At 68.7% G+C, this 25,899-nt stretch carries 20 protein-coding genes and 3 rRNA genes; 1 reads left to right on the forward strand and 22 read right to left on the reverse strand.

Going from position 1 to position 25,899, the window contains the following annotated elements; all coding sequences use genetic code 11:
* From N8K70_RS11265 to N8K70_RS11350, 18 genes are all read right to left on the reverse strand, one after another.
* Complete coding sequence (locus N8K70_RS11265) at positions 1-798, reverse strand: pseudouridine synthase (protein WP_317138435.1); 798 nt, start codon at positions 796-798, stop codon at positions 1-3.
* Positions 795-1,400, reverse strand: a complete 606-nt coding sequence (scpB, locus tag N8K70_RS11270) for an SMC-Scp complex subunit ScpB (RefSeq protein WP_317138436.1) — start codon at positions 1,398-1,400, stop codon at positions 795-797. The genes N8K70_RS11265 and scpB overlap by 4 nt, the downstream gene beginning before the upstream one ends.
* A gap of 48 nt (positions 1,401-1,448) precedes the next feature.
* Complete coding sequence (locus N8K70_RS11275; protein WP_317138437.1) at positions 1,449-2,315, reverse strand: segregation and condensation protein A; 867 nt, start codon at positions 2,313-2,315, stop codon at positions 1,449-1,451.
* Complete coding sequence (locus tag N8K70_RS11280) at positions 2,299-3,165, reverse strand: ParA family protein (protein WP_394357779.1); 867 nt, start codon at positions 3,163-3,165, stop codon at positions 2,299-2,301. The genes N8K70_RS11275 and N8K70_RS11280 overlap by 17 nt, the downstream gene beginning before the upstream one ends.
* Positions 3,166-3,283: 118 nt before the next feature.
* Positions 3,284-4,675, reverse strand: coding sequence for an ABC transporter permease (locus N8K70_RS11285; RefSeq protein ID WP_317138438.1), 1,392 nt, complete (start codon positions 4,673-4,675; stop codon positions 3,284-3,286).
* On the reverse strand, positions 4,672-5,349 hold the full coding sequence (locus tag N8K70_RS11290; RefSeq protein ID WP_317138439.1) for an ABC transporter ATP-binding protein: 678 nt from the start codon (positions 5,347-5,349) through the stop codon (positions 4,672-4,674). Before N8K70_RS11290 ends, N8K70_RS11285 begins: the two co-directional genes overlap by 4 nt.
* Complete coding sequence (locus tag N8K70_RS11295; RefSeq protein ID WP_317138440.1) at positions 5,346-6,959, reverse strand: efflux RND transporter periplasmic adaptor subunit; 1,614 nt, start codon at positions 6,957-6,959, stop codon at positions 5,346-5,348. The genes N8K70_RS11290 and N8K70_RS11295 overlap by 4 nt, the downstream gene beginning before the upstream one ends.
* A 54-nt stretch (positions 6,960-7,013) precedes the next feature.
* Complete coding sequence (locus tag N8K70_RS11300; protein WP_317138441.1) at positions 7,014-8,072, reverse strand: hypothetical protein; 1,059 nt, start codon at positions 8,070-8,072, stop codon at positions 7,014-7,016.
* Between the two features lie 199 nt (positions 8,073-8,271).
* Positions 8,272-9,174, reverse strand: a complete 903-nt coding sequence (gene xerD / locus N8K70_RS11305; protein ID WP_317138442.1) for a site-specific tyrosine recombinase XerD — start codon at positions 9,172-9,174, stop codon at positions 8,272-8,274.
* A 9-nt stretch (positions 9,175-9,183) separates the two neighbouring features.
* A complete protein-coding gene (locus tag N8K70_RS11310; protein WP_317138443.1) occupies positions 9,184-9,765 on the reverse strand; it encodes an NUDIX hydrolase in 582 nt (193 codons plus the stop codon).
* Positions 9,766-9,776: 11 nt separating this feature from the next.
* On the reverse strand, positions 9,777-11,465 hold the full coding sequence (locus tag N8K70_RS11315; protein WP_317141223.1) for a CTP synthase: 1,689 nt from the start codon (positions 11,463-11,465) through the stop codon (positions 9,777-9,779).
* Between the two features lie 100 nt (positions 11,466-11,565).
* Entirely contained in the window at positions 11,566-12,174 is a 609-nt protein-coding gene (locus N8K70_RS11320) for a vitamin K epoxide reductase family protein (protein WP_317138444.1), read from the reverse strand.
* A 98-nt stretch (positions 12,175-12,272) separates the two neighbouring features.
* Positions 12,273-13,976: a DNA repair protein RecN gene (gene recN, locus N8K70_RS11325; RefSeq protein ID WP_317138445.1), complete on the reverse strand. Its 1,704-nt coding sequence runs from the start codon at positions 13,974-13,976 to the stop codon at positions 12,273-12,275.
* Positions 13,973-14,929, reverse strand: a complete 957-nt coding sequence (locus N8K70_RS11330) for an NAD kinase (protein ID WP_317138446.1) — start codon at positions 14,927-14,929, stop codon at positions 13,973-13,975. The genes recN and N8K70_RS11330 overlap by 4 nt, the downstream gene beginning before the upstream one ends.
* On the reverse strand, positions 14,926-15,726 hold the full coding sequence (locus tag N8K70_RS11335) for a TlyA family RNA methyltransferase (protein ID WP_317138447.1): 801 nt from the start codon (positions 15,724-15,726) through the stop codon (positions 14,926-14,928). Before N8K70_RS11335 ends, N8K70_RS11330 begins: the two co-directional genes overlap by 4 nt.
* Positions 15,723-15,878 carry a hypothetical protein gene (locus N8K70_RS11340; RefSeq protein WP_317138448.1) on the reverse strand — a complete coding sequence of 52 codons (156 nt, stop codon included), beginning with the start codon at positions 15,876-15,878 and terminating at the stop codon, positions 15,723-15,725. The genes N8K70_RS11335 and N8K70_RS11340 overlap by 4 nt, the downstream gene beginning before the upstream one ends.
* A 49-nt stretch (positions 15,879-15,927) precedes the next feature.
* A complete protein-coding gene (locus N8K70_RS11345; protein ID WP_317138449.1) occupies positions 15,928-16,959 on the reverse strand; it encodes an HAD-IIA family hydrolase in 1,032 nt (343 codons plus the stop codon).
* Complete coding sequence (locus N8K70_RS11350) at positions 16,943-18,166, reverse strand: prolipoprotein diacylglyceryl transferase (RefSeq protein ID WP_317138450.1); 1,224 nt, start codon at positions 18,164-18,166, stop codon at positions 16,943-16,945. Before N8K70_RS11350 ends, N8K70_RS11345 begins: the two co-directional genes overlap by 17 nt.
* A 117-nt stretch (positions 18,167-18,283) precedes the next feature.
* Here N8K70_RS11350 and N8K70_RS11355 point away from each other — a divergent pair, with 117 nt between their 5' ends.
* Positions 18,284-18,745 carry a hypothetical protein gene (locus N8K70_RS11355; RefSeq protein WP_317138451.1) on the forward strand — a complete coding sequence of 154 codons (462 nt, stop codon included), beginning with the start codon at positions 18,284-18,286 and terminating at the stop codon, positions 18,743-18,745.
* Between the two features lie 47 nt (positions 18,746-18,792).
* Here the strand turns inward: N8K70_RS11355 and rrf are convergent.
* The 4 genes from rrf to tyrS form a co-directional block, all read right to left on the reverse strand.
* A 5S ribosomal RNA gene (gene rrf / locus N8K70_RS11360) occupies positions 18,793-18,909 on the reverse strand.
* A 120-nt stretch (positions 18,910-19,029) separates the two neighbouring features.
* A 23S ribosomal RNA gene (locus N8K70_RS11365) occupies positions 19,030-22,153 on the reverse strand.
* Positions 22,154-22,565: 412 nt separating this feature from the next.
* Positions 22,566-24,092: ribosomal RNA gene (locus tag N8K70_RS11370) — 16S ribosomal RNA — on the reverse strand.
* Together the 16S, 23S and 5S rRNA genes form the textbook arrangement of a ribosomal RNA operon.
* A 474-nt stretch (positions 24,093-24,566) precedes the next feature.
* Positions 24,567-25,871: a tyrosine--tRNA ligase gene (tyrS, locus tag N8K70_RS11375; protein ID WP_317138452.1), complete on the reverse strand. Its 1,305-nt coding sequence runs from the start codon at positions 25,869-25,871 to the stop codon at positions 24,567-24,569.
* Between the last annotated feature and the right edge of the window lie 28 nt (positions 25,872-25,899).

Here is a 25,899-nt window from a genome sequence, read left to right on the forward strand (position 1 = left end):
TCACGAGGTCTCCTGCTCCTCCGATTCCGGAGTCTCGACGCCTTCGGCGGGCGGAGCATCCGGCTCTCGACGCGACAGGGTCAGCAGCGCGCCACGCTCCACCTTAGTCAGTTCCCGCGTGCGTCCCACTGGGAGGGTTCCCAGGTGCAGCGGCCCGAACTGGCGTCGGACGAGCTCGGCGACGGGATGGCCGACCTCCGCGAGCATGCGTCGCACGATGCGGTTGCGGCCAGAGTGCAGGGTCAGCTCGACGAGGCTCGACCCGCTCGACGCGTCGAGCAGCCGCGCCCTGTCCGCCGCGATGGGGCCGTCGTCGAGCTCGATCCCGCGCGTGAGCCTCGCGATGGTCTGCGCCGTCACGCGACCTTCGACCTTCGCGATGTAGACCTTCGTCACGCCGAAGCGCGGATGCGCGAGCACGTGGGCGAGCTCGCCGTCGTTCGTCAGCACGAGCAGGCCGCTCGTGTCGGCGTCGAGGCGGCCGACGTTGTACAGGCGCTCCTCCCACTCCTCCGCGAAGCGGCGGAGGTCGGCGCGGCCGCGCTCGTCCTTCATGGTGCTCACGACGCCCGTGGGCTTGTTCAGCATGACGTAGCGCTTCGTCGCGTCGAGCTGCACGGCGGTCCCGTCGACGTCGACGAGGTCGTTCTCCGGGTCGATGCGCGCGCCGAGCTCCGACACGATCACGCCGTTGACGCGCACGCGGCCCTCGACGATGAGCTGCTCCGACACGCGCCGCGACGCCACGCCCGCGTTCGCCAGCACCTTCTGCAGGCGGATGCCCTCTGCCTCGCTCATGCGGTGAGCTCCTCGAATCCGTCGGCGCCGTCGTCCAGCAGCGGCGAGATGGGCGGCAGCTCGTCCAGAGCGTTGACGCCGAGCTGCTGGAGCAGCATGTCGGTCGTGCCGTAGTTGATGGCGCCCGTCTCGGGGTCGGCGTAGAGCTCGGTGATGAGGCCGCGCGCGAGGAGCGTGCGGACGACCGAGTCGACGTTGACGGCGCGGATGGACGCCACCTGCGACCGCGTGACGGGCTGCTTGTAGGCGATCACGGCGAGGGTCTCGAGGGCCGCCTGCGAGAGCCGGGCCGGCGCCTGGCCTCCCACGAACTCGGCGACGAGGTCGTCGAACCGCTCGCGCACGTAGAGCCGCCACCCGCCGCCGACCTCGCGCAGCTCGAAGCCCCGGAGAGGGCCCGCGCCCTCGCCGTCGTAGTCGGCCACGAGGGTCTCGATCGCCTGCCGGACGGCCGGCACCGGCGCGCCGACCGCCGTCGCGAGGCTCACGACGCTCTGCGGCTCGTCGACGATCAGCAGGATCGCCTCCAGCCGCTGCGCCACCGTGCCGAGGGGGCGCGGGGCATCCGCCGTCTCGGCCTGCTCCGCTCCTTCGTCGCTCATCGTCGTCCTCCTCCGCCATCCGCTCGTCGTCCCGCCGCACGGGTCGCATCACCTGTCATAGTCGGCCCCCAGCGTCGCCAGTGTCTCATCCGACCAGTGCTCCGCCGTCCACCGCAGCGTGAGCTCGCCCAGCGGCTCGAGCTGCTCGAACGTGATCGCCGCGTGCCGGTAGAGCTCGAGCACCGACAGGAACCGCGCGACGATGACGCCGGACTGATCGATGCCCGACACGAGCTCGCGGAAGCTCATCGTCTCGCGCGAGCGCAGCTGCGTCACCACGACCGCCGCCTGCTCGCGGATGGAGACGAGCGGGGCGTGCAGATGGTCGAGGCCGACGTGCGGAAGGGCCTTGGGGGCGAAGGCGAGCATCGCGAGGGCGGCGAAGTCCTCCTTCGTGAGCGTCCAGACGAGCTCCGGCGCCTTCGCGCGGTACTTCTCCTCCAGCGGCACGGTGCGCACGTGCCGGCGGTCCTCCGCCTGCAGCCGAGACCGGAACCACGAGGAGACCTCCTTGAACGCGCGGTACTGCAGCAGCCGCGCGAAGAGCAGATCCCGCGCCTCGAGCAGCGCCACCGACTCCGCGTCGACGAGCTCGCCCTGCGGCAGGAGACCCGCGACCTTCATGTCGAGGAGCGTGGCGGCGACCACGAGGAACTCGCTCGCCTGCTCGAGCTCCTCGTCCGGACCGAGATCGCGCAGGTAGGCGATGAACTCGTCCGTCACCCGGCTGAGCGACACCTCCGTGATGTCGAGCTCGTGCTTCGAGATGAGCGAGAGCAGCAGGTCGAAGGGGCCGTCGAAGTTCCCGAGGGAGACGCGGAAGCCGGTCCCGGGCTCGGCCGTCGTGTCCTCCTGCCCTTCGCCTGCCGCGGCGGAGGGATCGAGCGGCTGGGCCTCGTCAGGCGACGGCGCCACGGGACACCAGCTCCCGTGCGAGCCTGAGATACGCCTGCGCAGCGGGGTGCTCGGGGGCGAACTCCGTGATCGGCACGCCGGAGACCGAGGCGTCGGGGAACTTCACGGTGCGCCCGATGACCGTCTCGAGCACGGTGTCGCCGAAGGCGTCGACGATGCGCTCGAGGACCTCCCGGGAGTGCAGCGTGCGGGAGTCGTACATCGTCGCGAGCAGGCCGTCGAGCTCGATCGCGGGGTTCAGGCGGTCGCGGACTTTGTCGATCGTCTCGATGAGGAGCGCGACGCCGCGCAGCGCGAAGAACTCGCACTCGAGCGGGATGAGGACGCCGTGCGCGGCGGTGAGGGCGTTGACCGTGAGGATGCCGAGCGAGGGCTGGCAGTCGATGAGGATGACGTCGTACTCGTTGGCCACTCCCCGCAGCACGCGGGCGAGGATCATCTCGCGGGCGACCTCGTTGACGAGGTGCACCTCGGCGGCCGAGAGGTCGATGTTCGCGGGGATGAGGTCGAGGCCGTCCACCGCCGTGTGCACGATCGCGTCGTGCGCGTCGCGCTTGGGCTCCAGCAGCAGGTCGTAGACCGTCGTCACGTCGTGGGTCGGCACGCCGAGGCCGGCCGAGAGGGCGCCCTGGGGGTCGAAGTCGACCGCCAGCACCTTCCGCCCGTACTCCGCGAGCGACGCCGCGAGGTTGATGGTGGTCGTCGTCTTGCCGACGCCGCCCTTCTGGTTGCACAGCGCGATGATGCGCGCCGGGCCGTGGCTGTCGAGCTTCGGCGGCGTCGGGAACCCGTGGTACGGACGACCGGTCGGACCGATCGGTCCCTCGTCCTGCTGGGCCTTGCGCGTCACCGAAACTCCTGCCTTCGCGATGGCGAACCAATTCCTGCCGTCCGGACGAGTCTAGTCGCCGACCCGTCGCACGCGCCGTGCGACGGGCCCGGCGCCGCGAAGTTCGCGCCGAACCGGCCTAGGCCCCGCGGAGGGCGTCGACCGGCTCGATGCGCGCGGCCCGCCGCGCGGGGTACCAGCCCGACAGCCATCCGACGAGCGCGCCCAGCACGACGCCCGCGCACGCGACGAGCGGATCGACCACGGCCGTCCACTGCTGGAGCGCGGCGACCCCCACCACGGCCAGCACGCCGAGCGCCGCGCCGATGAGGCCGCCGAGCAGCCCGATGACGATCGACTCGACCGTGAACTGGGCCGCGATCTGCCGTCGGGTCGCCCCGAGCGCCCGGCGCAGGCCGATCTCGCCCACGCGCTCCATGACCGACAGGAGTGTGACGTTGGCGATGCCGAGGCCTCCTGCCAGGAGCGAGACCGCGCCGACGATGAGGAACACGACGTTCACGTCCGACTGCACGGCGCTGCCGAGCTCGGAGCGTCCGGCCGGAGCCCGCACCTCGATCGAGTCGGGGTTCTGCGGCGCGAGCGCGAGCGCGGCCTGCTCGGAGATCTGCGGCCCCGCGCCCACGGCGATGCGCACGAGCAGCTCGCTCGGCGCGCCGAGCGCGAAGTCCGCGCGAGCTGCGCCGTTCGGGATGACCACCGCATCGCGGACGTCGGACCGGGTCGCCGTCTCGCCGACGATGCCGATGACGGCATATGCCAGGCCGTCGATGAAGATCGACGGCTGCTGGTCCACGCCCGCGACGCTCAGCCGCTCCGCGGCCCGGTCGCCCAGCACCGCGACGCGATCGCCGCGCGCGTCGTGCCCCTCGTCGAACATCCGCCCGCCGACGAGCTCCCCGCCGACCGTGTCGAGCAGCCCCGCGGAGGCCGCCAGCAGCGGCGGAGGCGCCGTCGTCGCGGCGGACGGGTCGTTCAGCGGAACGGCGGTGATCTCGGCCTCGCCGAGGTCCACCTCGCCGACGAGCGCCGCGTCCTCCGCGCCGGCCAGCCGCCCGACGCGTTCCGGGCCGTCCCACGGCAGCCGCCCCGTCGCCGCGGAGTTGCCGCCGCTCGTCTGCGTCGTCGCGGGCGTGATGACCACCTGCGTGGCGGCGACCGCATCGAACTGGCTCGCGATCTGACCCGCCGCGGTCTGCGCGAAGCCCCAGGTCGCGACGAGCGAGCCGATCCCGAGCACCGTGCCGAGGACGGTCATGACGAGCCGCCCGGGGCGCGACCCGATGTCGGTCGTCGCCTCGACGACGAGGTCGCTCGCCGAGAACCGATCGGGGCGGGCGACGGGCCGCAGCAGGTCGGCGGCGCTCGGCGCGCTCCCGTCGGCGACGGGTGCGTCCGTCTTCCTGCCGCGCCGCCGCTTCGCCTTCCGCGCGGCGCGCCCGGCCGTCTTCGTCTCCTCCGGGGGACCCGGCGTCTCCTCGGTCCCGACGCCCTCCGTCGACGTGCTCATGCCACCTCGCTCAGCCGGCCGTCGGAGATGCGGATGCTGCGCGCGGCGCGCTCGGCGATCGCGCTGTCGTGCGTGATGACGACGAGTGTGAGCCCGTCGGAGTGGAGCTCCTCGAAGAGCGCCATGACCTCGGACGACGTCCTCTCGTCGAGGCTCCCCGTCGGCTCGTCCGCGAGCAGCAGCCGCGGCGAGCTGACGACGGCGCGCGCGACCGCGACGCGCTGCCGCTCTCCGCCCGACAGCGTGCCGGGGAGGAAGGACGTGCGGTGGTGCAGCCCGACGCGGTCGAGGGCCGCCCGCGCGCGCTCCTCGCGCTCGGCGCGGGGCACTCCGCTGTAGAGCATCGGCATGAGGACGTTGTCGAGCACCGTCCGCCGCGGCATGAGATGGAACGCCTGGAAGACGAACCCGATGAACTGGGCGCGCACGGCGGCGCGCTCGTCGTCCGTGAGCGCACCCGTGAGCGCACCCGACAGGCGATACTCCCCGACCGTCGGACGATCGAGCAGTCCGAGGATGTTGAGCATCGTCGACTTGCCCGACCCGCTCGACCCCACGATGGAGACGTACTCCCCCTGCTCGAGGGAGAGGGACACGCCCTTGAGCGCCTGCACCTCGGGAGGCCCGGGGAACGAGCGCGTGACGTCCCTGAGCTCGACGACGGGCGCCGTCACGAACCGACCACCACGAGGTCGCCCTCCGCGAGCTCGTCGTCGACCGGCGCGACCTCGACGTACCCGCCTGCCGCGAGCCCCGTCTCGACGACGACGAGACGCGTCTCGGCACGATCCCCGTCGCGGGGGTCGCCCGTCACGACCTCGACGCGCGACTCCCCGCCGGGCCCCGCGGTCAGCGCCGCGTACGGGACCGAGAGCACCTCCCCGTCGGTCGCGCCGACGGGGATCTGGATGCGGACGTTCGTGCCCTGCACGGCCTCCATCTGCTCGGGGGTGAGCGGATCCGGCTCGAACTGCAACGTGGAGCGCGCGCCGTCGTCGCCCTCGGCGATGTCGGAGATCACGGCGCGGTGGTCCTCTCCGTCGGGAAGCTCGAAGAACACCTCGTCGCCGACCTCGAGGAGCTCGACGTCCGCGTTCGCCGCCGAGCCGGTGAGTCTCACGCTCGCGCCCGAGACGGTCATGGCCGCGGCCTCCAGCGACGAGCCTCGCTCCACCTCGACGCTGTCGACGCGTCGCGGGAGCTCCGCGAGGAACAGCACCTCGCTGGCGGGGAGATACGGCAGCGCGCCCTGCCGCGCCGAGACGAGCTCCTCGTTCGCCGCGGCGACCTGTGCCGCCGCGCCGTCGACGAGGGACTGCTCCGCGCTCGTGTCCCGGGGCGCGTCGAGCGCCTGACGCTGCATCTCGGCGATGGCGAGCTGGTCGCGCAGGTCGCTCGCGTCCGCGCCCTCGCTCTCGACCGCCGCGATCTGCCGGTGCAGGCTCGCGATCTCGTTGTCGGCCTGCCGGCGCTCGATATCGCTCGGGCCGGCCGCGGCCTCGTTCAGGGCCTTCTGCGCGTCGGCGAGCGCCTGCTCGGCGCCGCGGACGCCGTCCTCCGCCGCACGCACGGCATCCGGCCCCTCGGTCGCCGTCGGCGCGGGGTAGCCGGCCTGGCGGTACAGCTCGCCGACCGCGTTCGCCGCGGCCTCGTCGAAGACGTCCGACTCGCGGTCCCCCGGCTCGATGCCCACCTCGGCGAGCGCCGCCTTGAGCTGCTGCACGTCGGGGCCCGAGACGCCGAACGTGAGCGTGCGGTACGCCGGCAGCTCCCCGGGCAGCACGATCACCGGCCGTCCCGTGACCTCGAGGGCAATGGAGAGCGCCGAGAGCTCGGCGCCGACCTCCGGCACCTGCCCCGTCACGATCGCCGCTCCCTCGAACGACGTCGTGTCGAGCTTCAGCTCGACCGCGTCGGCGTATCCAACGTCGCCGCGCAGCGTGACGTCGTTGCTCAGCTCCCCGTACTCCACCGGCACCGTCACGAGCCCGGGCTCGGGCGCCCCGGCGCCGGCGGCCGCGTCGAGCGGCGAGATGACGAATCGCCCGAGCACGAGCCCCGCGACGAGGGCGACCGCGGACGCCCCGGCGACGATCCAGAGCGTCCTGTTGCCCCGGAGCACGCGCCCCCAGCCGCCGTTGGCCGCCCCCTCCTCCCGACGAGCGGCCCTCTCGATCTCGCCGCCGTCGCCGGTGACGACCTCGCCGAAGACGGGGTCGGTCGCCTCGCCCTCCACGACGGGCACGTCGTCGTCCCTCCGCTCGGCGGGGATCGGCTCTGTCACGCTCTCCTCGTCTGCGCCCTCGCCCTTTCGGGAGCGCCGACCTCGCAGCGCCACTCAGCCCGCCTGCTCTGCGGCGGCCTTGAAGGCCTCGAGCTCGGCCTCGTTGTCGGCGATGAACTGCTCCTCCAGCGCGAACTGGATGCGCAGGCTCTCATCGCTGTACCCGGTCTCCTCCTTGCAGTCGAGGTCGGCGAGGGCGACCTCGATCTCGCGCTCGGCCTTCTCCTTCCACTCCGGGGAGTTGGACGGATCCGTCTCCTCGGAGAAGGCGTCGATCTCCTCCTGGGTCGCGTCGTCCCAGTCGAGCTCCTCCGACTGGGCGTTCTGCTCGGTGTAGAACGCGTCCTGCGCGTCGTAGAACTCCTGCGAGGCGTCCGTCTGCGCGGTGTAGCCGGCGAAGCCCGCATCCGCCATGCACGACGCCCACTCGGCGTTCAGGTCGCTCATCTCGGGCGAGTCCTGGAGGCCCTCGTAGATCAGGTTGATGCGGTCCATGAGGGGCTGGTACTCCTCGTACAGGGCCTGCGTGGCGTCCTCGCCCTGCACCTCCTCCCACGCGTTGCCGTAGCAGCCGGGCTCGAGGCTGTCCCAGTCGAAGCCGTCCCAGTCGAAGTCGGGGTCGTCGTACGCCTCCTCCGGGGGCTGCTCGCCGTTGAGCACCTCGTTGTAGGCGATCTGCTCCGACTCCGACAGCGAGGAGACGTAGTCGGCGTTCGGATCGACGTACTCCTCCTCCGCGATCGGCTCCTCGTCCGCCCAGGGGTCGGTGAAGACGCCGTAGCCGTACTGCGAGACCCACTCGCGCGAGTCGGGATCCCACTCGTCGTCGGACGAGGAGAAGACGGCGCCGCCCGATCCGGTGTTGGGCGTGTACTCGAACCCCTCCGCGGCCATGCACTCCGCGATGAGCTCCTCGGCCTGCCTGCTCTGCTCCTCGTACTGCTTCTCGTACTCCTCGGGCGACTGGTCGTCGCCCCACGCCGCGGACAGATACTCGTTGAGAGGAGAGTCCTCGTAGGTCAGGCCGCCTCCGCCTCCCTCCGAGCAGGCGGAGAGCGTGGCGGCCAGGAGGGCCGCCGAGGCCGTGAGCACGAGGGGGCGTGTGATTCGCATCGTTTCCCTATCCGAAGGAGCGCGCTGTGCGCGGGGCTGGTCATGTCATCGTCGCAACGCCCCGTCGCGCGGCGCATCCGCCTGAAGGATGATGTCGGAGGCGGCGAGCGACGAGGCTCTCGTATCGGATGTGTGCGCTCGCGCGGGGATCCTGACCGACCGCCGGCCTTCGTGATGCTTTCGTGATCGTCGGACGTCGTCAGCGGGCGCGCGGATGGCTCGTCGCATACACGTCGCGCAGCGTGTCGACGGTGACGTGGGTGTAGATCTGGGTCGTCGCGACGGAGGAGTGGCCGAGCAGCTCCTGCACGACGCGCACGTCCGCCCCGCCCTGCAGCAGGTGCGTCGCGAACGAGTGCCGCAGCGTGTGCGGGGAGACGTGCGCGGCGAGCTGCGCACGCTCGGCCGCGGCCTGGATGACGAGCCAGGCGCTCTGCCGCGACAGCGGCGCGCCGCGGGCGCCGAGGAACAGCTTGGCGGTCGCCCTCCCCTTCGCCGCGAGCTGCGGGCGCACGCGCGTGAGGTAGGCGTCGAGCGCCGCGCGCGCGAAGGAGCCGACCGGCACGATGCGCTCCTTCGACCCCTTTCCGCGCAGGCGCAGCGCCTCGCCGCCCGCGAGATCGTCGACGTCGAGGGAGATGGCCTCCGAGACGCGCGCGCCGGTCGCGTAGAGCAGCTCCAGGAGCGCCCTGTCGCGGATCCCCAGCGGCTCCTCCGGCGACGGCGCGGCGAGCAGCCGTTCGACCTGCTCGATCGTGAGCGCCTTGGGCAGCCGCTGCGCCTGCTTGGGCGGGCGGAGCCGCTGCGACGGGTCGTCGGCGCTGAGCCCCTCGCGCGTGAGGAAGCGATGGAGCCCCCGCACCGACGACTGCAGCCGTGCGAGCGACGACGCCGCGGGCGGCGGCTGCTCCGACGCCCGCGCCGCCGCGAACTCGGCCACCACGGCGGAGGTGACGGCGCCGGCGTCGTCGACGCCGTGCTCCTCGAGCCATCGCGCGTAGCCGTCCAGATCGCGGCGATAGGCGGCGATCGTGTGATCCGACAGCCCGCGCTCGATCGTCAGATGCCGGAGGTACGCGTCGATCGCGCGATCGGGACGCATCCGGTCCGCCTAGCGATCCGTTCCGCGCAGGCGCTCCGCGGCGAGCAGGACGCCCATGCCCGTGATGGCGTTGCGGAAGCGTCCGTCGACCACGGCCCGCACGGCCTCGTCGAGCGGAATCCATTCGACGACGATGCCGGCCTCCTCGGCATCGCGGGCGAAGGCGGCCTCCGTCGCGGACAGCTCCCGCGCGAGGAAGAGGTGGATGAGCTCCGAGCTGCCGCCGGGCGAGAGGTGCACGGCGCCGAGCTCGTCCCAGACACCGGCGGTGAGATCGGCCTCCTCGGCGAGCTCGCGCCGCGCGGCCTCGAGGGGGCTCTCCCCCGCCACGTCGAGGAGCCCCGCGGGGAGCTCCCAGTCGCGCTCGCCGATCGGATGCCGGTACTGCTGGATGAGCAGCACCCGGCGCTCCGGGTCGACGGCGACGATCGCGGCCGCCCCCGGATGCGCCATGAACTCTCGCGTGAGCTCGCCGTCCCCGTACGCGAAGCGCTCGGAGACGATGTCCCACACCCTGCCCTCGAAGACGACGTCGTGCGAGACGACCTCGACCTCGGACGGCTCGTCGCGCAGCGACCCCGCATCGGCCATCGGAGCCCCCGTCAGTCGTTCTCGACGTCGAACAGCTCGCTCGCGCGGCTGCGCTCGACGGCGGCGCCCACGAGCCCACGGAAGAGCGGGTGCGGGTCGGTGGGACGCGAGCGGAGCTCGGGATGGGCCTGCGTGGCGATGTAGTACGGATGCACGTCGCGCGGCAGCTCGACGAACTCGACGAGGTCGAGGTCGGGGTTGATGCCGGAGAAGACGAGGCCCGCGTCGGCGAGCTGCTCGCGGTAGGCGTTGTTGACCTCATAGCGGTGGCGGTGGCGCTCCTGCACGTCGGTCGAGCCGTAGAGCTCCGCCGCGAGCGACCCCTCCGCGAGCCGTGCGGGATAGAGGCCCAGGCGCATCGTGCCGCCGAGGTCGCCGTGGTCGATGATGTCGACCTGCTCCTGCATCGTCGCGATGACGGCCGCGGTCGTCTCCGGGTCGAACTCGCTCGACGAGGCGCCGTCGATGCCCGCGACGTCGCGGGCGTACTCGATGACCATGCACTGCAGGCCGAGGCAGAGGCCGAGGGTGGGGATCCCCTGCTCGCGCGCGAACCGGAGGGCGCCGAGCTTGCCCTCGATCCCGCGGATGCCGAAGCCTCCCGGCACGCAGATCCCGTCGAGCTCCGCGAGCTGCTCCTTCGCGCCCTCCGGCGTCTCGCACCTGTCGGACGGGATCCAGCGGACGCTGACCTTGGTCTCCTGCGCGAACCCGCCGGCCTTGAGCGCCTCCGTGACCGAGAGGTAGGCGTCCGGCAGGTCGATGTACTTGCCGACGAGCCCGATGGTCACCTCGTGCTTCGGGTTGTGCACGGCGTGGAGCACCCGGCTCCAGCGCGTCCAGTCGACCTCTCCGGCCTTCTCGGCGAGCCCGAGACGACGGGCGATGTACGCGTCGAGCCCCTGGTCGTTCAGGGTCGACGGGATGTCGTAGATGCTCGGCAGGTCGACCGTGTTGACGACGCCCTCGACGTCGACGTCGCACATGAGCGCGATCTTGTTGCGGTTGCCCTCGCTCACGGGCCGGTCGCTGCGCAGCACGAGCGCGTCGGGCTGGATGCCGAGCTGACGCAGCGCGGCCACGGAGTGCTGGGTGGGCTTGGTCTTCTGCTCCCCGGACGCGCCCATGAACGGCACGAGGGAGACGTGCGCGAAGAAGACGCTGTCGCGCCCGAGCTCGTGGCGCAGCTGGCGCGCCGCCTCGAGGAACGGCTGCGACTCGATGTCGCCGACCGTGCCGCCGACCTCGGTGATGATGACGTCGGGCTTCGGGTCATCCTCGGCCTGCAGGCGCATGCGGCGCTTGATCTCGTCGGTGATGTGCGGGATGACCTGCACCGTGTCGCCGAGGTACTCGCCGCGGCGCTCGCGCGCGATGACCTGCGAGTAGATCTGGCCGGTCGTGACGTTGGCCGCCTGCGAGAGGTTGATGTCGAGGAAGCGCTCGTAGTGGCCGATGTCGAGGTCGGTCTCGGCGCCGTCGTCCGTGACGAACACCTCGCCGTGCTGGAACGGGTTCATCGTGCCCGGATCCACGTTGAGATAGGGGTCGAGCTTCTGCATGACGACGTGCAGACCTCGCGCCGTCAGCAGATTTCCGAGGCTCGCCGCCGTGAGACCCTTGCCCAGCGAGGAGACGACACCGCCCGTCACGAAGATGTGCTTGGTGGTGTGGTCGCGCCGCGCCTCAGATGTCTGCATCACGGGCTTCAATGCTAACAGCCCGGGATGTGATGCGGACGTGGCGCGCGACAGCTCGTCTGCGCGCATCGTCCGCACCCGCCGAGCGGGCCCTCGGGCGTCAGAACGTGCCCAGGACGTCCAGGCGCAGCTGGGCGGCGACGACGATGACGACGTAGTCCAGGACGACCGCGAGCGGCGCCCATGAGAGCAGCACCTCGCCGACGCGGCGCGCGGGGCGACCCCAGACGCCGTCGCGCAGCGACCATCCCAGCGTGAACCAGAGCAGCGGGATCGTCACGAGCCAGACGACCATGCACCAGGGGCACAGCGAGCCGTACTCGAAGATGCTCCGGTACGCGAGGAAGTGCACGAAGACGAAGGCCGCGGCGACGAACGAGACGTAGACGCGCCAGTACCAGCGGCGCAGCCCGCCCCGCGCGGCGAACGCGCTGACGCCGGCGTAGACCGCGCCGGGGAAGAGCACGATGCCGATGATCGAGTTGGAGAAGCCCAGCAGGTTGCCGCCCGGCGAGAGGAGGTTCGGGCCGCACGTGACGATCACGCTCAGCTGGCAGTTGATGAGCGGCTCCGCATCCGTGAGCTGTCCGATGTACTCCAGGTAGAGCAGGAAGGAGACGGCCCATCCGATGAGCCCCGCGACGATACAGAAGACCGCGAGCGCGGTGGATGGTGCGAGTCGGGCGGGCGAGGGGGCGGGGTCGATCATGACCTCATCGTGTCACGCGGGACGCCTCGTCCCCGCGCCGGTGCACGAGCATCGACAGACGACCGGGCATCCTGCGGGATCCGGCATGGCGTCGACCGTCAAACGGCCTGCGGAGCCTCCCTGCGCCCCAGCTCGAGGAGCTCGCGGGCGTTGCCGAGCGCGGCGTCACTGTCGGGCAGCCCCGAGAGCAGCCTCGCCATCTCCGCCTCCCGCGCCGCTCCCTCGAGCCGCTGCACGCTCGAGCTCGTCACGGACCCGTCGTGGGCCTTGACGACGCTGAGGTGGTTGCCCGCGAACGCCGCGACCTGCGCGAGGTGCGTCACGGCGATGACCTGCGACGACTGCGCGAGACGGGCGAGGCGCTTGCCGACCTCGATCGCCGCCGCGCCGCCGATGCCGGCGTCCACCTCGTCGAAGACGAAGGTGGGGACGGGGTCGGTCTCGGCGATGACGACCTCGATCGCGAGCATGACGCGGCTGAGCTCGCCGCCCGACGCCCCTCGGGACACGGCACGGGGCTCGGCGCCCGGATGCGGGGCGAGCCGGAAGGCGACGTCGTCCCGCCCGGATGCCGACTCCGGTCCCGGCGCCACCTCCACGACGAGGAGCGCATCCGGCATCGCGAGCGCATGCAGCTCCTCCGTGACGGCGGTCCCCAGCCGCGCGGCGGCCTCCGTCCGCGCGGCCGTGACCAGGCCGGCGGCGGCATCGAGGCGTTCGCGGAGCTCGTCGCGCTCAAGCGTGAGCCGCTCGACGCGGTCCCCGTCGTCGTCCAGCTCCGCGAGGCGCGCCGACCCCGTGTCGAGCAGCGAGATGGCGGCGTCGAGCGATCCGTGCGCCCGGACGAGCGCTCCGATCACGGCGCGGCGCTCCTCGACCGCGGCGAGCTCCTGGGGCCCGGCCTCGTCGAGGTCGGCGAGGAACCCCGACAGCTCGACCGCCAGGTCGGCCGCCCGGTATCCGAGGTCGGCGACCTGCTCCGCGAGCCCGGTGAGCACCGGATCGCCCGTGCGCTCGAGAGCGCGCTTCGCCTCGCCGACGAGGCCGGACACGTCGGCGAGTCCCTCCTCGCTCGACAGCGCCTCGCGCGCGACCGCGGCCGCCGATCGCAGCTCCTCGGCGTTCGCGAGGCGCTCTGCCCGCGCGGCGAGCGCGACGTCCTCACCCTCGGCGGGCTCCGCCTGCTCGATCTCCGCGAGCGCGGCACGCAGGGACTCGGCCTCGGCGGCGCGGGCGGCGCGCTGGGCGACGAGGAGATCCAGCTCCTGGTCGAGCGCCCGGACCCCGTCCCACGCCTCGCGATACGCCGCGAGCGCGTCCCGCACGGCGTCGCCCGCGAACCTGTCGAGCGCATCGCGCTGCGCCGCCGCCGACTTCAGCCGCAGCTGATCGGCCTGCCCGTGCACCACGACGAGTGCGTCGGCCAGATCGGCCAGCACCCCGGCGGGAGCCGCACGGCCGCCGACGCTCGCGCGGCTGCGGCCCTCCGCGGCGAGGGAGCGGGAGAGGTAGAGCTCGGCGCTCCCGCCGCCGATCGGCTCGAGCTCGCCCCCGGCCTCGCGCACGCGGTCCGCGACCGCGCCCTCCTCCGGCACGACCCACACGCCTTCGACGGAGGCCTGCGACGCGCCGGCGCGCACGACGCCCGAGTCCGCCCGCTGGCCGAGCAGGAGCCCGAGACCGGTGACGACCATGGTCTTGCCCGCACCCGTCTCGCCCGTGATGGCGGTGAAGCCGGAGCCCATCGGCAGCGCCGCCTCGGCGATCACGCCGAGGTCGCGCAGGCGCATCTCCTCGATCACTCGGACGCCCCCGTGACCGGGAGCGTCACGGCCGCCGTCGGATTGAGCTCGCTCGGCCCGCGCCACCCCTCGGTGGGCAGCTTGAACTTGCGGACCAGGCGGTCGGTGAACGCCGCCGGGTGCAGCCGCGCCAGGCGGACCGGCTTCGCCGATCGGCGTACGACGACACGGGCGCCCGCGGGCAGCGGATGGGAGCGCCGGCCGTCGCACCAGAGCACGGCCGACCCCACGGACCCCGCCCGCAGCTCGACGGCCACCGCGTGGTCGGGACCGACGACGAGCGGCTTGGAGAACAGGGTGTGCGCCGACAGCGGCGCGACGGAGATCGCCTGCACGGTCGGCCAGATGACGGGTCCCCCGGCGGAGAAGTTGTACGCGGTCGACCCGGTCGGCGTCGCGATGACGACGCCGTCGGCACCGTAGGCCGTGAGCGGGCGGCGATCGACCTCGACGACGACCTCGATCATCCGCTCCCGCTGGTCCTTCTCGATGGCCGCCTCGTTGAGCGCCCATGTCTCGTAGACGACGTGGCCGTCCCTGTCCTTCACCGAGACGGCGAGAGCGAGCCGTTCCTCGACCGCGTAGTCGCCCAGGATGGCGCGGTGGACGGCCTCGTCCATGTCGTCGCGCTCGATCTCGGCGAGGAACCCGACGTGCCCCATGTTCACCCCGAGCACGGGGGCGGTGCCCTCGCGGACGAGCTCCGCGGCGCGCAGGATGGTGCCGTCGCCGCCCAGCACGATGGCGATGTCGATGTCGGCGAGCGCGATGTCGCGGCCGAGGACGTCGACGTCCGCCAGCGCGGGCGCGACCGCCGACAGCTCGGCGCGGTCCTCCGGCGCGAGAACGGGCGTCGCCCCCTCCGCGCTCACGGACTCCACGACGCGTGAGGCGGCGCGCACGGTGTCGTCGCGATAGGCGTGAGCGACGATCAGGATCTTGCGCTCGGTCATCGTCCTCCCCCTTCGTGCGCGATGGCGTCCTCCCATTCTGTCGGATCCGACCCGCGTCCCGGGGAGATGTGGACGAGCACCTCGACATTGCCGTGCGATCCCTCGAGGGGCGAGCGTCGCACGCCCAGGGTTCCGAGCCCGGCGGCCCATGCGGCGGCGAGCACCGTGCGCACCGCGTCGACGCGAAGGACGGGATCGACGACCACCCCGCCGCGGACGCCCGTGCGCCCCACCTCGAACTGCGGCTTGACGAGCAGCAGGACGTCGGCGCCGGGAGCGGCGACCAGAGACACGGCGGGCAGGACGTGCGTGAGCGAGATGAAGGAGAGGTCGCCCGTGATCACGGCCGGGGTGTCGTCGACTCCGCTCGCCCGGGCCAGGCTCTCCGGCGTCATGAACCGCACGTTGTACCCCTCCAGGGCGTGCACCCCGGGGTCGGCCGCCACCGAGGGGGAAAGCTGATCGTGCCCCACGTCCGCCGCGATGACGGGCGCCGCGCCGCGCTCGCGCAGCACCTGCGTGAACCCGCCCGTCGACGCGCCCATGTCGAGCGCGAGGCGCCCGTCCACGACGACCGAGAAGGCGTCGAGCGCGGCGACGAGCTTGTGCGCGCCCCTGCTGACGTAGTCGTCGGCGGCGTCCACCTGGAGGTCGGAGTCCGCCTCCACGCGCGTCGAGGGCTTGGTCACGACCCGGCCGTCGACGCGCACGGCGGCATCGGCGATGAGAGCGGCCGCATGCGTTCGCGATCGCACGAGCCCCCGTTCCGCGAGGGCCGCGTCGAGCCGCTGCGTCATCGCGATGCGGAGCCCTCGCCGGGCGCTGACTCGAGTCGTGCCGCGAGCTCGTCGTGGAGCGCGGCATACGCCGTCGCCCGCGTCGCGAGCGGCTGTTCCTCGATGACCTTCAGCCTGCTGACCAGGCCCGTGTCGCCGTCCTCATCCGTCATCCGTTCAGGGTAACGCGACGGGCAGGCGCTCTGCGGGCGCCGGGCCGCCTCAGAAGCGATCCTCGTAGAGGCGCTCGGGGACGCGGAAGCCGAAGATCTGCCGATCGGTGTCCCAGATCGCCTTCGACGCCGCCCGCAGCAGGTCGACGTCGCTGCCGCCCTCGCTGACGACGCGCACGTCGGGGCCGTCGATGCGGACCGCGGCATCCCGCACCCACACGGTGTCGCCCTTGACGCGAGCGACGGGATACGGCTCGAAGAGCTCGCGCAGATCGGAGAGGATGTACGTCGGCCGGGAGTGCGACGGCGCGGCGAGGATGTGCTTGGGCCTGTCGATGCCGGTCAGCACGATGGCGGAGTCGATGCCCGCCGCCTGCGCGCCCATGATGTCGGTGTCGAGGCGGTCGCCGAGGAACAACGGCTTCTGCGCGCCGAACCGGGCGACGGCGGCGTGGAAGATCGGCGCCTCGGGCTTCCCCGCCACGGTGGCCAGCCGGCCGACGGCGGTGTGCACGGCCGACACGAGGGTGCCGTTCCCCGGGGCGATCCCCCGTGCCTGCGGGATCGTCCAGTCCGTGTTCGTCGCGATCCAGGGGATGCCGCCCTCCTCCTCGGGGACGGCCAACGCGAACGCGGCCTCCGCGAGCTGCGTCCATCCGACCTCGGGGGCGAAGCCCTGGACGACCGCCGCGGGCGCGTCGTCCGCGCTGCGGGTGACGACGAAGCCCGCCTTCTCGACCTCGACGACGAGTCCCTCTCCCCCGACGACGAGCACGGTCGACCCCGCCGGGATGCGATCGGCGAGAAGGCTCATCGCCGCCTGCGGGCTCGTGACGACGTCATCCGCTCGCGTCGGGATCCCGAGATCGCTCAGGTGCGCGGCGACCGACGCGTCGGTGCGCGACGCGTTGTTCGTGATGAACCCGAGGCGGCGGCCCTCGTCCACCGCGCGGTTGAGGCTCTCGACCGCATGCGGCAGAGCGCCGGGCCCGGCGTACACGACGCCGTCGAGATCGGCGAGGACGACGTCGACGCCCTCGAGGGGCGCGACGCCGTCGGACCTCCTAGAAAAGAGCGCCATCGGGCTTGTCCTCCTCGGGGCCCCGAGCGTCGTCTGCGCCGTCGGCGGGCGCACCGGCCGGGTCGACGTCGTCCGGCGCCGTGTCCGCGTCGGGCGTCTCCTCGTCGGCCGCGTCATCGGACCCGAGGACGACGTCCTCCGCTCCCTCGATGCCTGCGGCGACGAGGATCTCGGTGACCTCGTCCTCGATCGTGAACGTGTCGTCGCCGTGGTCGGAGGGCTGCTCGGGCACGACCGCATCCGTGTCGGCGTCCGGCGCGTCCCCGGCGGCGCTCTGCACGTCTTCGTCGTCGGAATCGTCCTCGGTCCGCTCCGCCTCCTCGGCATCCGCCGCGTCGATGGCATCGGCGATGCCCGATGCGTCGCCGGAGGTCTCGACGACATCGGATGCCGCCTCGGAGACGTCCGCGGAACGGGTCGGCTCCTCGGCGTCGTCGGGAGCGTCATCGGGCTCGACGGGCTCCGACGACGCGTCCTCCTCGTCTTGCCCGGGCTGCGCCCCCTCCTCGACGAGGAGCTCCGTGTCGGTGTCGTCGACGAACACGTAGTCGTCGGCGTCGGCCTGGTCGTTCAGACCGAGGGCCTCCTCCGCGATCTCGGCCCGACGGCGCCATGACGCGGCCTCCTCGGAGCGTCCGAGATCCTCGAGCACGTTCGCCCGTGCTCCGAAGAGCCCGGGGCTCCACTCGAACGCACGGTCGGGGTCGAGCTCCGGGATGTCGAGCTCGTGCAGCGCGAGCTCGGTCTGGCCGAGGTCGAGACGCGCACCCGACATCGCGATCGCGAGCTCGACACGGGTCGCGGTGTCGAGGACGGACCGGTCGGCCGAGCGGCCCTCTTCGAGCGCCTTCTCGGGACGGCCCACGCCGCGCTCGCTGTCGACGATGAGCGCGACGTTGTCGTTGCGGCCCGTGATGCGGCGATGTGTGCGGAGCTCGCGCAGCGCAAGCGCGAAGTCGCCCTTCGAGTACGCGGTGACCGCGAGGGTCTCCCGAGCGATACCGATCCGGCCGGCGTGACGTACCGCAGCCAGCGCGTGCTCATGCGCAAGATCCGGGTCCTCGTCGATGAGGCGCACGGCCATCGCCATATGACGGGCGACACGCTCCGCGTTCTCTTTGCTGAGGGTCTTCAGCTCGTTGCGTGCGCTCGACGGGAGGTCGCTCGGCGTGATGTCATCGGGCAGCTCCGGGTCGGGGATGCGCACACGCTGCGGGGGACGGGACGGATCGTCCTCGTAACGAGGTCGCGACGGACGTCCGTCTCGATCGTACGGACGACGCGGGCCCGCCTGTCCGTCACGGCTCTGCGGGCGACGGTCGCCGTGGGCGCGGCTGTCTCCCTGGTAGGGACGACGCTCCGCCGAATCACGTCCCCCACCCTGGTACGGGCGACGCTCACCGCTGTTGCGGTCATCGCGCTGGTACGGACGACGCTCACCGCTGTCACGGCCCCCACCCTGATACGGGCGACGTTCACCGTTATCGCGGCCACCACCCTGATACGGACGACGCTCACCGCTGTCACGGCCACCGCCCTGGTAGGGACGACGCTCACCGTTATCGCGGCTACCACCCTGGTAGGGACGACGCTCCGCCGAATCACGTCCCCCACCCTGGTAGGGACGACGCTCACCGCTGTTGCGGTCATCGCGCTGGTACGGACGACGCTCACCGGAGTCACGGTCACCGCGCCGATCCGCGCCGCCACGGCGATCCGGCTTGCCCTCGGGACGCTCTTTCTCTCCGTCGTTCGGCATGTCCGCTCCTGGTTGACGACCGTGTAAATGCGAAAAGGCCATCCTTCGTTGGGTGGCCTTTTCGTCTAGGTTTAGTCCGGCGGTGTCCTACTCTCCCACAAGGTCTCCCTTGCAGTACCATCGGCGCTGAGAGGCTTAGCTTCCGGGTTCGGAATGTGACCGGGCGTTTCCCTCTCGCTATGACCACCGAAACACTCTGCGATGCTTCGGAACATCAAGCTTCTCTATGAAACTATACGGGTGCCCATACATCGGGAACCACAAAGTGGACGCGAACACGCACTCTCGAAAAAACGACGATGAGTCATGTTGTTTTCAAGTCGTCGGCTTATTAGTACCAGTCAGCTCCACACGTTGCCGTGCTTCCACATCTGGCCTATCAACCCAGTAGTCTGCTGGGAGCCTCACACCCTCAAAGGGGCAGGGAAGTCTCATCTTGAGGCCGGCTTCCCGCTTAGATGCTTTCAGCGGTTATCCATCCCGAACGTAGCCAACCAGCCATGCACCTGGCGGTACAACTGGCACACCAGAGGTTCGTCCAACCCGGTCCTCTCGTACTAGGGTCAGATCCTCTCAAACTTCCAACGCGCGCAGCGGATAGGGACCGAACTGTCTCACGACGTTCTAAACCCAGCTCGCGTACCGCTTTAATGGGCGAACAGCCCAACCCTTGGGACCTACTCCAGCCCCAGGATGCGACGAGCCGACATCGAGGTGCCAAACCATGCCGTCGATATGGACTCTTGGGCAAGATCAGCCTGTTATCCCCGAGGTACCTTTTATCCGTTGAGCGACAGCGCTTCCACAAGCCACTGCCGGATCACTAGTCCCGACTTTCGTCCCTGCTCGACCTGTCAGTCTCACAGTCAAGCTCCCTTGTGCACTTACACTCGCCACCTGATTGCCAACCAGGTTGAGGGAACCTTTGGGCGCCTCCGTTACTCTTTAGGAGGCAACCGCCCCAGTTAAACTACCCACCAGGCACTGTCCCTGAACCGGATCACGGTCCGAAGTTAGATATCCAGAATGACCAGAGTGGTATTTCAACAACGACTCCACAACCACTGGCGTGGCCGCTTCACAGTCTCCCACCTATCCTACACAAGCCACACCGAACACCAATACCAAGCTATAGTAAAGGTCACGGGGTCTTTCCGTCCTGCTGCGCGTAACGAGCATCTTTACTCGTAATGCAATTTCGCCGAGTTCGTGGTTGAGACAGCTGGGAAGTCGTTACGCCATTCGTGCAGGTCGGAACTTACCCGACAAGGAATTTCGCTACCTTAGGATGGTTATAGTTACCACCGCCGTTTACCGGGGCTTAAATTCTCAGCTTCGCCCCAAAGGGCTAACCGGTCCTCTTAACCTTCCGGCACCGGGCAGGCGTCAGTCCGTATACATCGTCTTGCGACTTCGCACGGACCTGTGTTTTTAATAAACAGTCGCTACCCACTGGTCTCTGCGGCCACCACACCCTTTCCCAGGAAAACTGGTATAAGCGGGTGGCCCCCCTTCTCCCGAAGTTACGGGGGCATTTTGCCGAGTTCCTTAACCACGATTATCTCGATCTCCTTAGTATTCTCTACCTGACCACCTGAGTCGGTTTGGGGTACGGGCAGCTCGAACCTCGCGTCGATGCTTTTCTTGGCAGCAGAGGATCACCCACTTTTCATCCCCATCACATCTCACCCTGTAAGACTCCCGGATTTACCTAGAAGTCGGGCTACATGCTTGGACCAGGACAACCATCGCCTGGCTTGGGCTACCTTCCTGCGTCACACCTGTTAACACGCTAACCGCACCAGCATGGGGTCACGCGCTCCCCACCACGATGAGTCCCGAAGGACCCGGTGTGATGGCTCGGGCGCTTAGCACCACTGGATCAGCTTGGGCGGTTCTTCGCCGGTACGGGAATATCAACCCGTTGTCCATCGACTACGCCTGTCGGCCTCGCCTTAGGTCCCGACTTACCCAGGGAAGATTAGCTTGACCCTGGAACCCTTGGTCTTCCGGAGGACGTGTTTCTCACACGTCATTCGCTACTCATGCCTGCATTCTCACTCGTGTGCCGTCCACGGCTGGATCACTCCGCCGCTTCACCCCGCACACGACGCTCTCCTACCCATCCACACAACTGGACCCGCCCCCCGAAAGGAACAGGCCGGTCAAAAATATGAATGCCACAACTTCGGTGGCGTGCTTGAGCCCCGTTACATTGTCGGCGCGGAATCACTTGACCAGTGAGCTATTACGCACTCTTTCAAGGGTGGCTGCTTCTAAGCCAACCTCCTGGTTGTCACAGCAACTCCACATCCTTTCCCACTTAGCACGCGCTTAGGGACCTTAGATGGTGGTCTGGGTTGTTTCCCTCTCGACGATGAAGCTTATCCCCCACCGTCTCACTGCTGCGCTCTCACTTACCGGCATTCGGAGTTTGGCTGACGTCAGTAACCTTGTCGGGCCCATCGGCCATCCAGTAGCTCTACCTCCAGCAAGAAACACGCAACGCTGCACCTAAATGCATTTCGGAGAGAACCAGCTATCACGAAGTTTGATTGGCCTTTCACCCCTATCCACAGCTCATCCCCTCAGTTTTCAACCTAAGTGGGTTCGGCCCTCCACGACGTCTTACCGACGCTTCAGCCTGGCCATGGATAGATCACTTCGCTTCGGGTCTAGGACACGCGACTCCAAACGCCCTGTTCAGACTCGCTTTCGCTACGGCTCCCCCACACGGGTTAACCTCGCCACGTATCACTAACTCGCAGGCTCATTCTTCAAAAGGCACGCCGTCACCCCAACAAGGAGGCTCCGACGGGTTGTAAGCAAACGGTTTCAGGTACTCTTTCACTCCCCTCCCGGGGTACTTTTCACCTTTCCCTCACGGTACTAGTCCGCTATCGGTCATCTGGGAGTATTTAGGCTTACCAGGTGGTCCTGGCAGATTCACACGGGATTTCACGGGCCCCGTGCTACTTGGGATACCACTCATGGAAGAACACGCATGTCGGCTACGGGGCTACCACCCACTCCGGCCGGCCATTCAAAGCCGTTCGCCTATACGCTTCTATACCATCGAGACCACGGCAGCAGTCTCAAAACGGTCCCACAACCCCGAACGTGCAACACCTGCCGGCTATCACACACGCCCGGTTTAGCCTCCTCCGCTTTCGCTCGCCACTACTCACGGAATCACAATTGTTTTCTCTTCCTGCGGGTACTGAGATGTTTCACTTCCCCGCGTTCCCTCTACCCGCCCTATATATTCAGACAGGAGTCACCAGGACGACTCACACCGCCTGGCGGGGTTTCCCCATTCGGACACCCTCGGATCACAGCCCGCTTATCGGCTCCCCAAGGCTTATCGCAGATTGCTACGTCCTTCTTCGGCTCCAGATGCCAAGGCATCCACCGTTTGCTCTTAAAGACTTGACAAAACATGAGCCACACACCCCACCACACCCCCAAAAGGGCACAGCAAAAATGTGTGTTCGCATTCTTTCTAAAAGATGCTCGCGTCCACTGTGTAGTTCTCAAAGTACGGGCGGAACCCCACCCACCCCGGCACACACCGGTTCAGACGAGGCCCAACGAAGACCAACCACCCCCCACAACAGGGGACGCCTGAGCCCTCAGGACCCAACAACGTGCACACGCCCCACCCGAACCAGACCCCCCGTTCCCACCACACCGAAGCATGACGTACTGAGAAGACCTAGCCGACTGAGGCGCCTTGTCAAATGTTCCACCCATGAGCGACCAGCACCACACATCCGGTGATGACCTGGCCCCCTGCACACCCCCACCCCCACACACGTGAGAACAGAGATGCCCAGATGCTCCTTAGAAAGGAGGTGATCCAGCCGCACCTTCCGGTACGGCTACCTTGTTACGACTTAGTCCTAATTACCGATCCCACCTTCGACAGCTCCCTCCCAAAAGGGTTAGGCCACCGGCTTCAGGTGTTACCGACTTTCATGACTTGACGGGCGGTGTGTACAAGACCCGGGAACGTATTCACCGCAGCGTTGCTGATCTGCGATTACTAGCGACTCCGACTTCACGTAGTCGAGTTGCAGACTACGATCCGAACTGGGACCGGCTTTTTGGGATTCGCTCCACCTCACGGTATCGCAGCCCATTGTACCGGCCATTGTAGCATGCGTGAAGCCCAAGACATAAGGGGCATGATGATTTGACGTCATCCCCACCTTCCTCCGAGTTGACCCCGGCAGTATCCCATGAGTTCCCACCATAACGTGCTGGCAACATAGAACGAGGGTTGCGCTCGTTGCGGGACTTAACCCAACATCTCACGACACGAGCTGACGACAACCATGCACCACCTGTACACCGACCAAAAAGGGGCGACTGTTTCCAGCCGTTACCGGTGTATGTCAAGCCTTGGTAAGGTTCTTCGCGTTGCATCGAATTAATCCGCATGCTCCGCCGCTTGTGCGGGTCCCCGTCAATTCCTTTGAGTTTTAGCCTTGCGGCCGTACTCCCCAGGCGGGGAACTTAATGCGTTAGCTGCGTCACGGAGACCGTGGAAAGGCCCCCACAACTAGTTCCCAACGTTTACGGGGTGGACTACCAGGGTATCTAAGCCTGTTTGCTCCCCACCCTTTCGCTCCTCAGCGTCAGTCACGGCCCAGAGATCTGCCTTCGCCATCGGTGTTCCTCCTGATATCTGCGCATTCCACCGCTACACCAGGAATTCCAATCTCCCCTACCGCACTCTAGTCTGCCCGTACCCACTGCAGACCCGAGGTTGAGCCTCGGGATTTCACAGCAGACGCGACAAACCGCCTACGAGCTCTTTACGCCCAATAATTCCGGATAACGCTTGCGCCCTACGTATTACCGCGGCTGCTGGCACGTAGTTAGCCGGCGCTTTTTCTGCACCTACCGTCACCCCGAAGGGCTTCTTCGATACTAAAAGAGGTTTACAACCCGAAGGCCGTCGTCCCCCACGCGGCGTTGCTGCATCAGGCTTCCGCCCATTGTGCAATATTCCCCACTGCTGCCTCCCGTAGGAGTCTGGGCCGTGTCTCAGTCCCAGTGTGGCCGGTCACCCTCTCAGGCCGGCTACCCGTCGACGCCTTGGTAGGCCACTACCCCACCAACAAGCTGATAGGCCGCGAGCCCATCCCCAACCGAAAAAACTTTCCCACCACAGACCATGCGGCCATGATGCATATCCAGTATTAGCAACCGTTTCCGGCTGTTATCCCAGAGTCAGGGGCAGGTTACTCACGTGTTACTCACCCGTTCGCCACTCATCCACCCCGCAAGCGGGGCTTCAGCGTTCGACTTGCATGTGTTAAGCACGCCGCCAGCGTTCATCCTGAGCCAGGATCAAACTCTCCAAAAAAACCAAAACCCACCCCAGCCCAAAGACCAGGACAAGCGAGCTTGAAACTGACCAAAAAAAGAAACCACCAAAAAGATGATCCCCCATTGATCCAAAGGAATTCTCACCCCGGAAAAAACCGAGACGAGGATAAAATTTGGCACTTGACAAGTGCACGCTGTTGAGTTCTCAAAGATCAGACACACCCAGCCCCCGACCACACAGCCGAGCCCTCCGGGGCACCCACACCCCCCACCCGACGATCCGAAACGAACCACCAGGAAGAGACCATGTTCTCCGCCGCCATCCTGGGGAAGGGAGCCTACCGGCTCGACCACACCACTTGGCGGCGACAAAGGACAACATTACGCCGATGCGAACGGTGCGGCAAACCGCACCACCGCCGGGCGTGTCGCGGGGCGCCGCCTCACGCGACCCACGACGCGTCCCCGCGGGGACGCCCGCTCACGACCGCACGGCACTCCTCCGTGGCGCTCAGCCCGTGACGAAGAGGCCGGCCAAGGCCTTCTTGCCCCGGCGGAGCACCGACACCCCGCCCGGGAGGGTTCCCCCGACGACGGCGTCATCCGAGTCGACCTTCTCGCCGTCGAGCGCCACCCCGCCCTGGGCGATCGCGCGACGCGCCTCCGAGACCGAGCTGACGAGCCCGGTCTCGACGAGCGCCTGCGCGACGGGCGTGCCCGCTGCGACGCTCGCGTGCGGGAGCTCCCCCAGCGCCGAGGCGAGCGTCGAGGCGTCGAGCGCCGTCAGGTCGCCCTTCCCGAAGAGCGCCTCCGACGCCGCGATCGCGGCCGCCGTCGACTCCTCCCCGTGCACGAGCGTCGTCACCTCCCGCGCCAGGCGCCTCTGCGCCGCGCGGCGGAACGGCTCGCCCTCGACGAGCTCCCGGTACTGCTCGATCTCCTCGCGCGTGAGGAACGTGAAGATCTTGAGCCGCTCGATCACATCCGCGTCGTCGGTGTTGAGCCAGAACTGGTACATCGCGTACGGGCTGCACATCTCGGCGTCGAGCCAGATGGCGTTGCCCTCGCTCTTGCCGAACTTCGTGCCGTCCGTGTTCGTGATGAGCGGCGTGCCGATGGCGTGCACCGACACCCCTTCGACCCGGTGGATCAGATCCGTCCCGCTCGTGAGGTTCCCCCACTGATCGCTGCCGCCCGTCTGCAGGACGCAGCCGTACTGACGGTAGAGCTCGAGGTAGTCCAGGCCCTGGAGGATCTGGTAGCTGAACTCCGTGTAGCTGATGCCCGAGTCCGAGTTCAGCCGCGCGCTCACCGCGTCCTTCTTCAGCATCGTCCCGACGCGGAAGTGCTTGCCGATCTCGCGGAGGAAGTCGATCGCCGACAGCGGCGCCGTCCAGTCGAGGTTGTTCACGATCCGCGCGGCGTTGCCGCCCTCGAAGCTCAGGAAGCGCTCCACCTGCGCCCGGAGCCTGAGCACCCAGTCGGCGACGGTCTCTCGGGTGTTCAGCGTGCGCTCGGACGTCGGTCGCGGGTCGCCGATGAGTCCGGTCGAGCCGCCGACGAGCCCGAGCGGCCGATGCCCGGCGAGCTGGAGGCGGCGCATCGTGAGCAGCTGCACCAGATTCCCCAGATGCAGGCTCGGCGCCGTCGGATCGAACCCGCAGTAGTACACGATCGGCTCGCCCGCGAGCAGCTCGCGAAGGGCGTCCTGGTCGGTCGACACGTGCACGAGGCCGCGCCAGACGAGCTCATCCCAGACGTTCTCGAAAGCGGGATCGTTCGCCTGCGCGGCAACGGATGTCACGGGGACGGTCATGCCCTCCAGCCTAGGGCTTCCCGCACCG

Source organism: Microbacterium sp. AB (assembly GCF_032878875.1).
In the GTDB taxonomy this organism is placed as follows: domain Bacteria; phylum Actinomycetota; class Actinomycetes; order Actinomycetales; family Microbacteriaceae; genus Microbacterium; species Microbacterium betulae.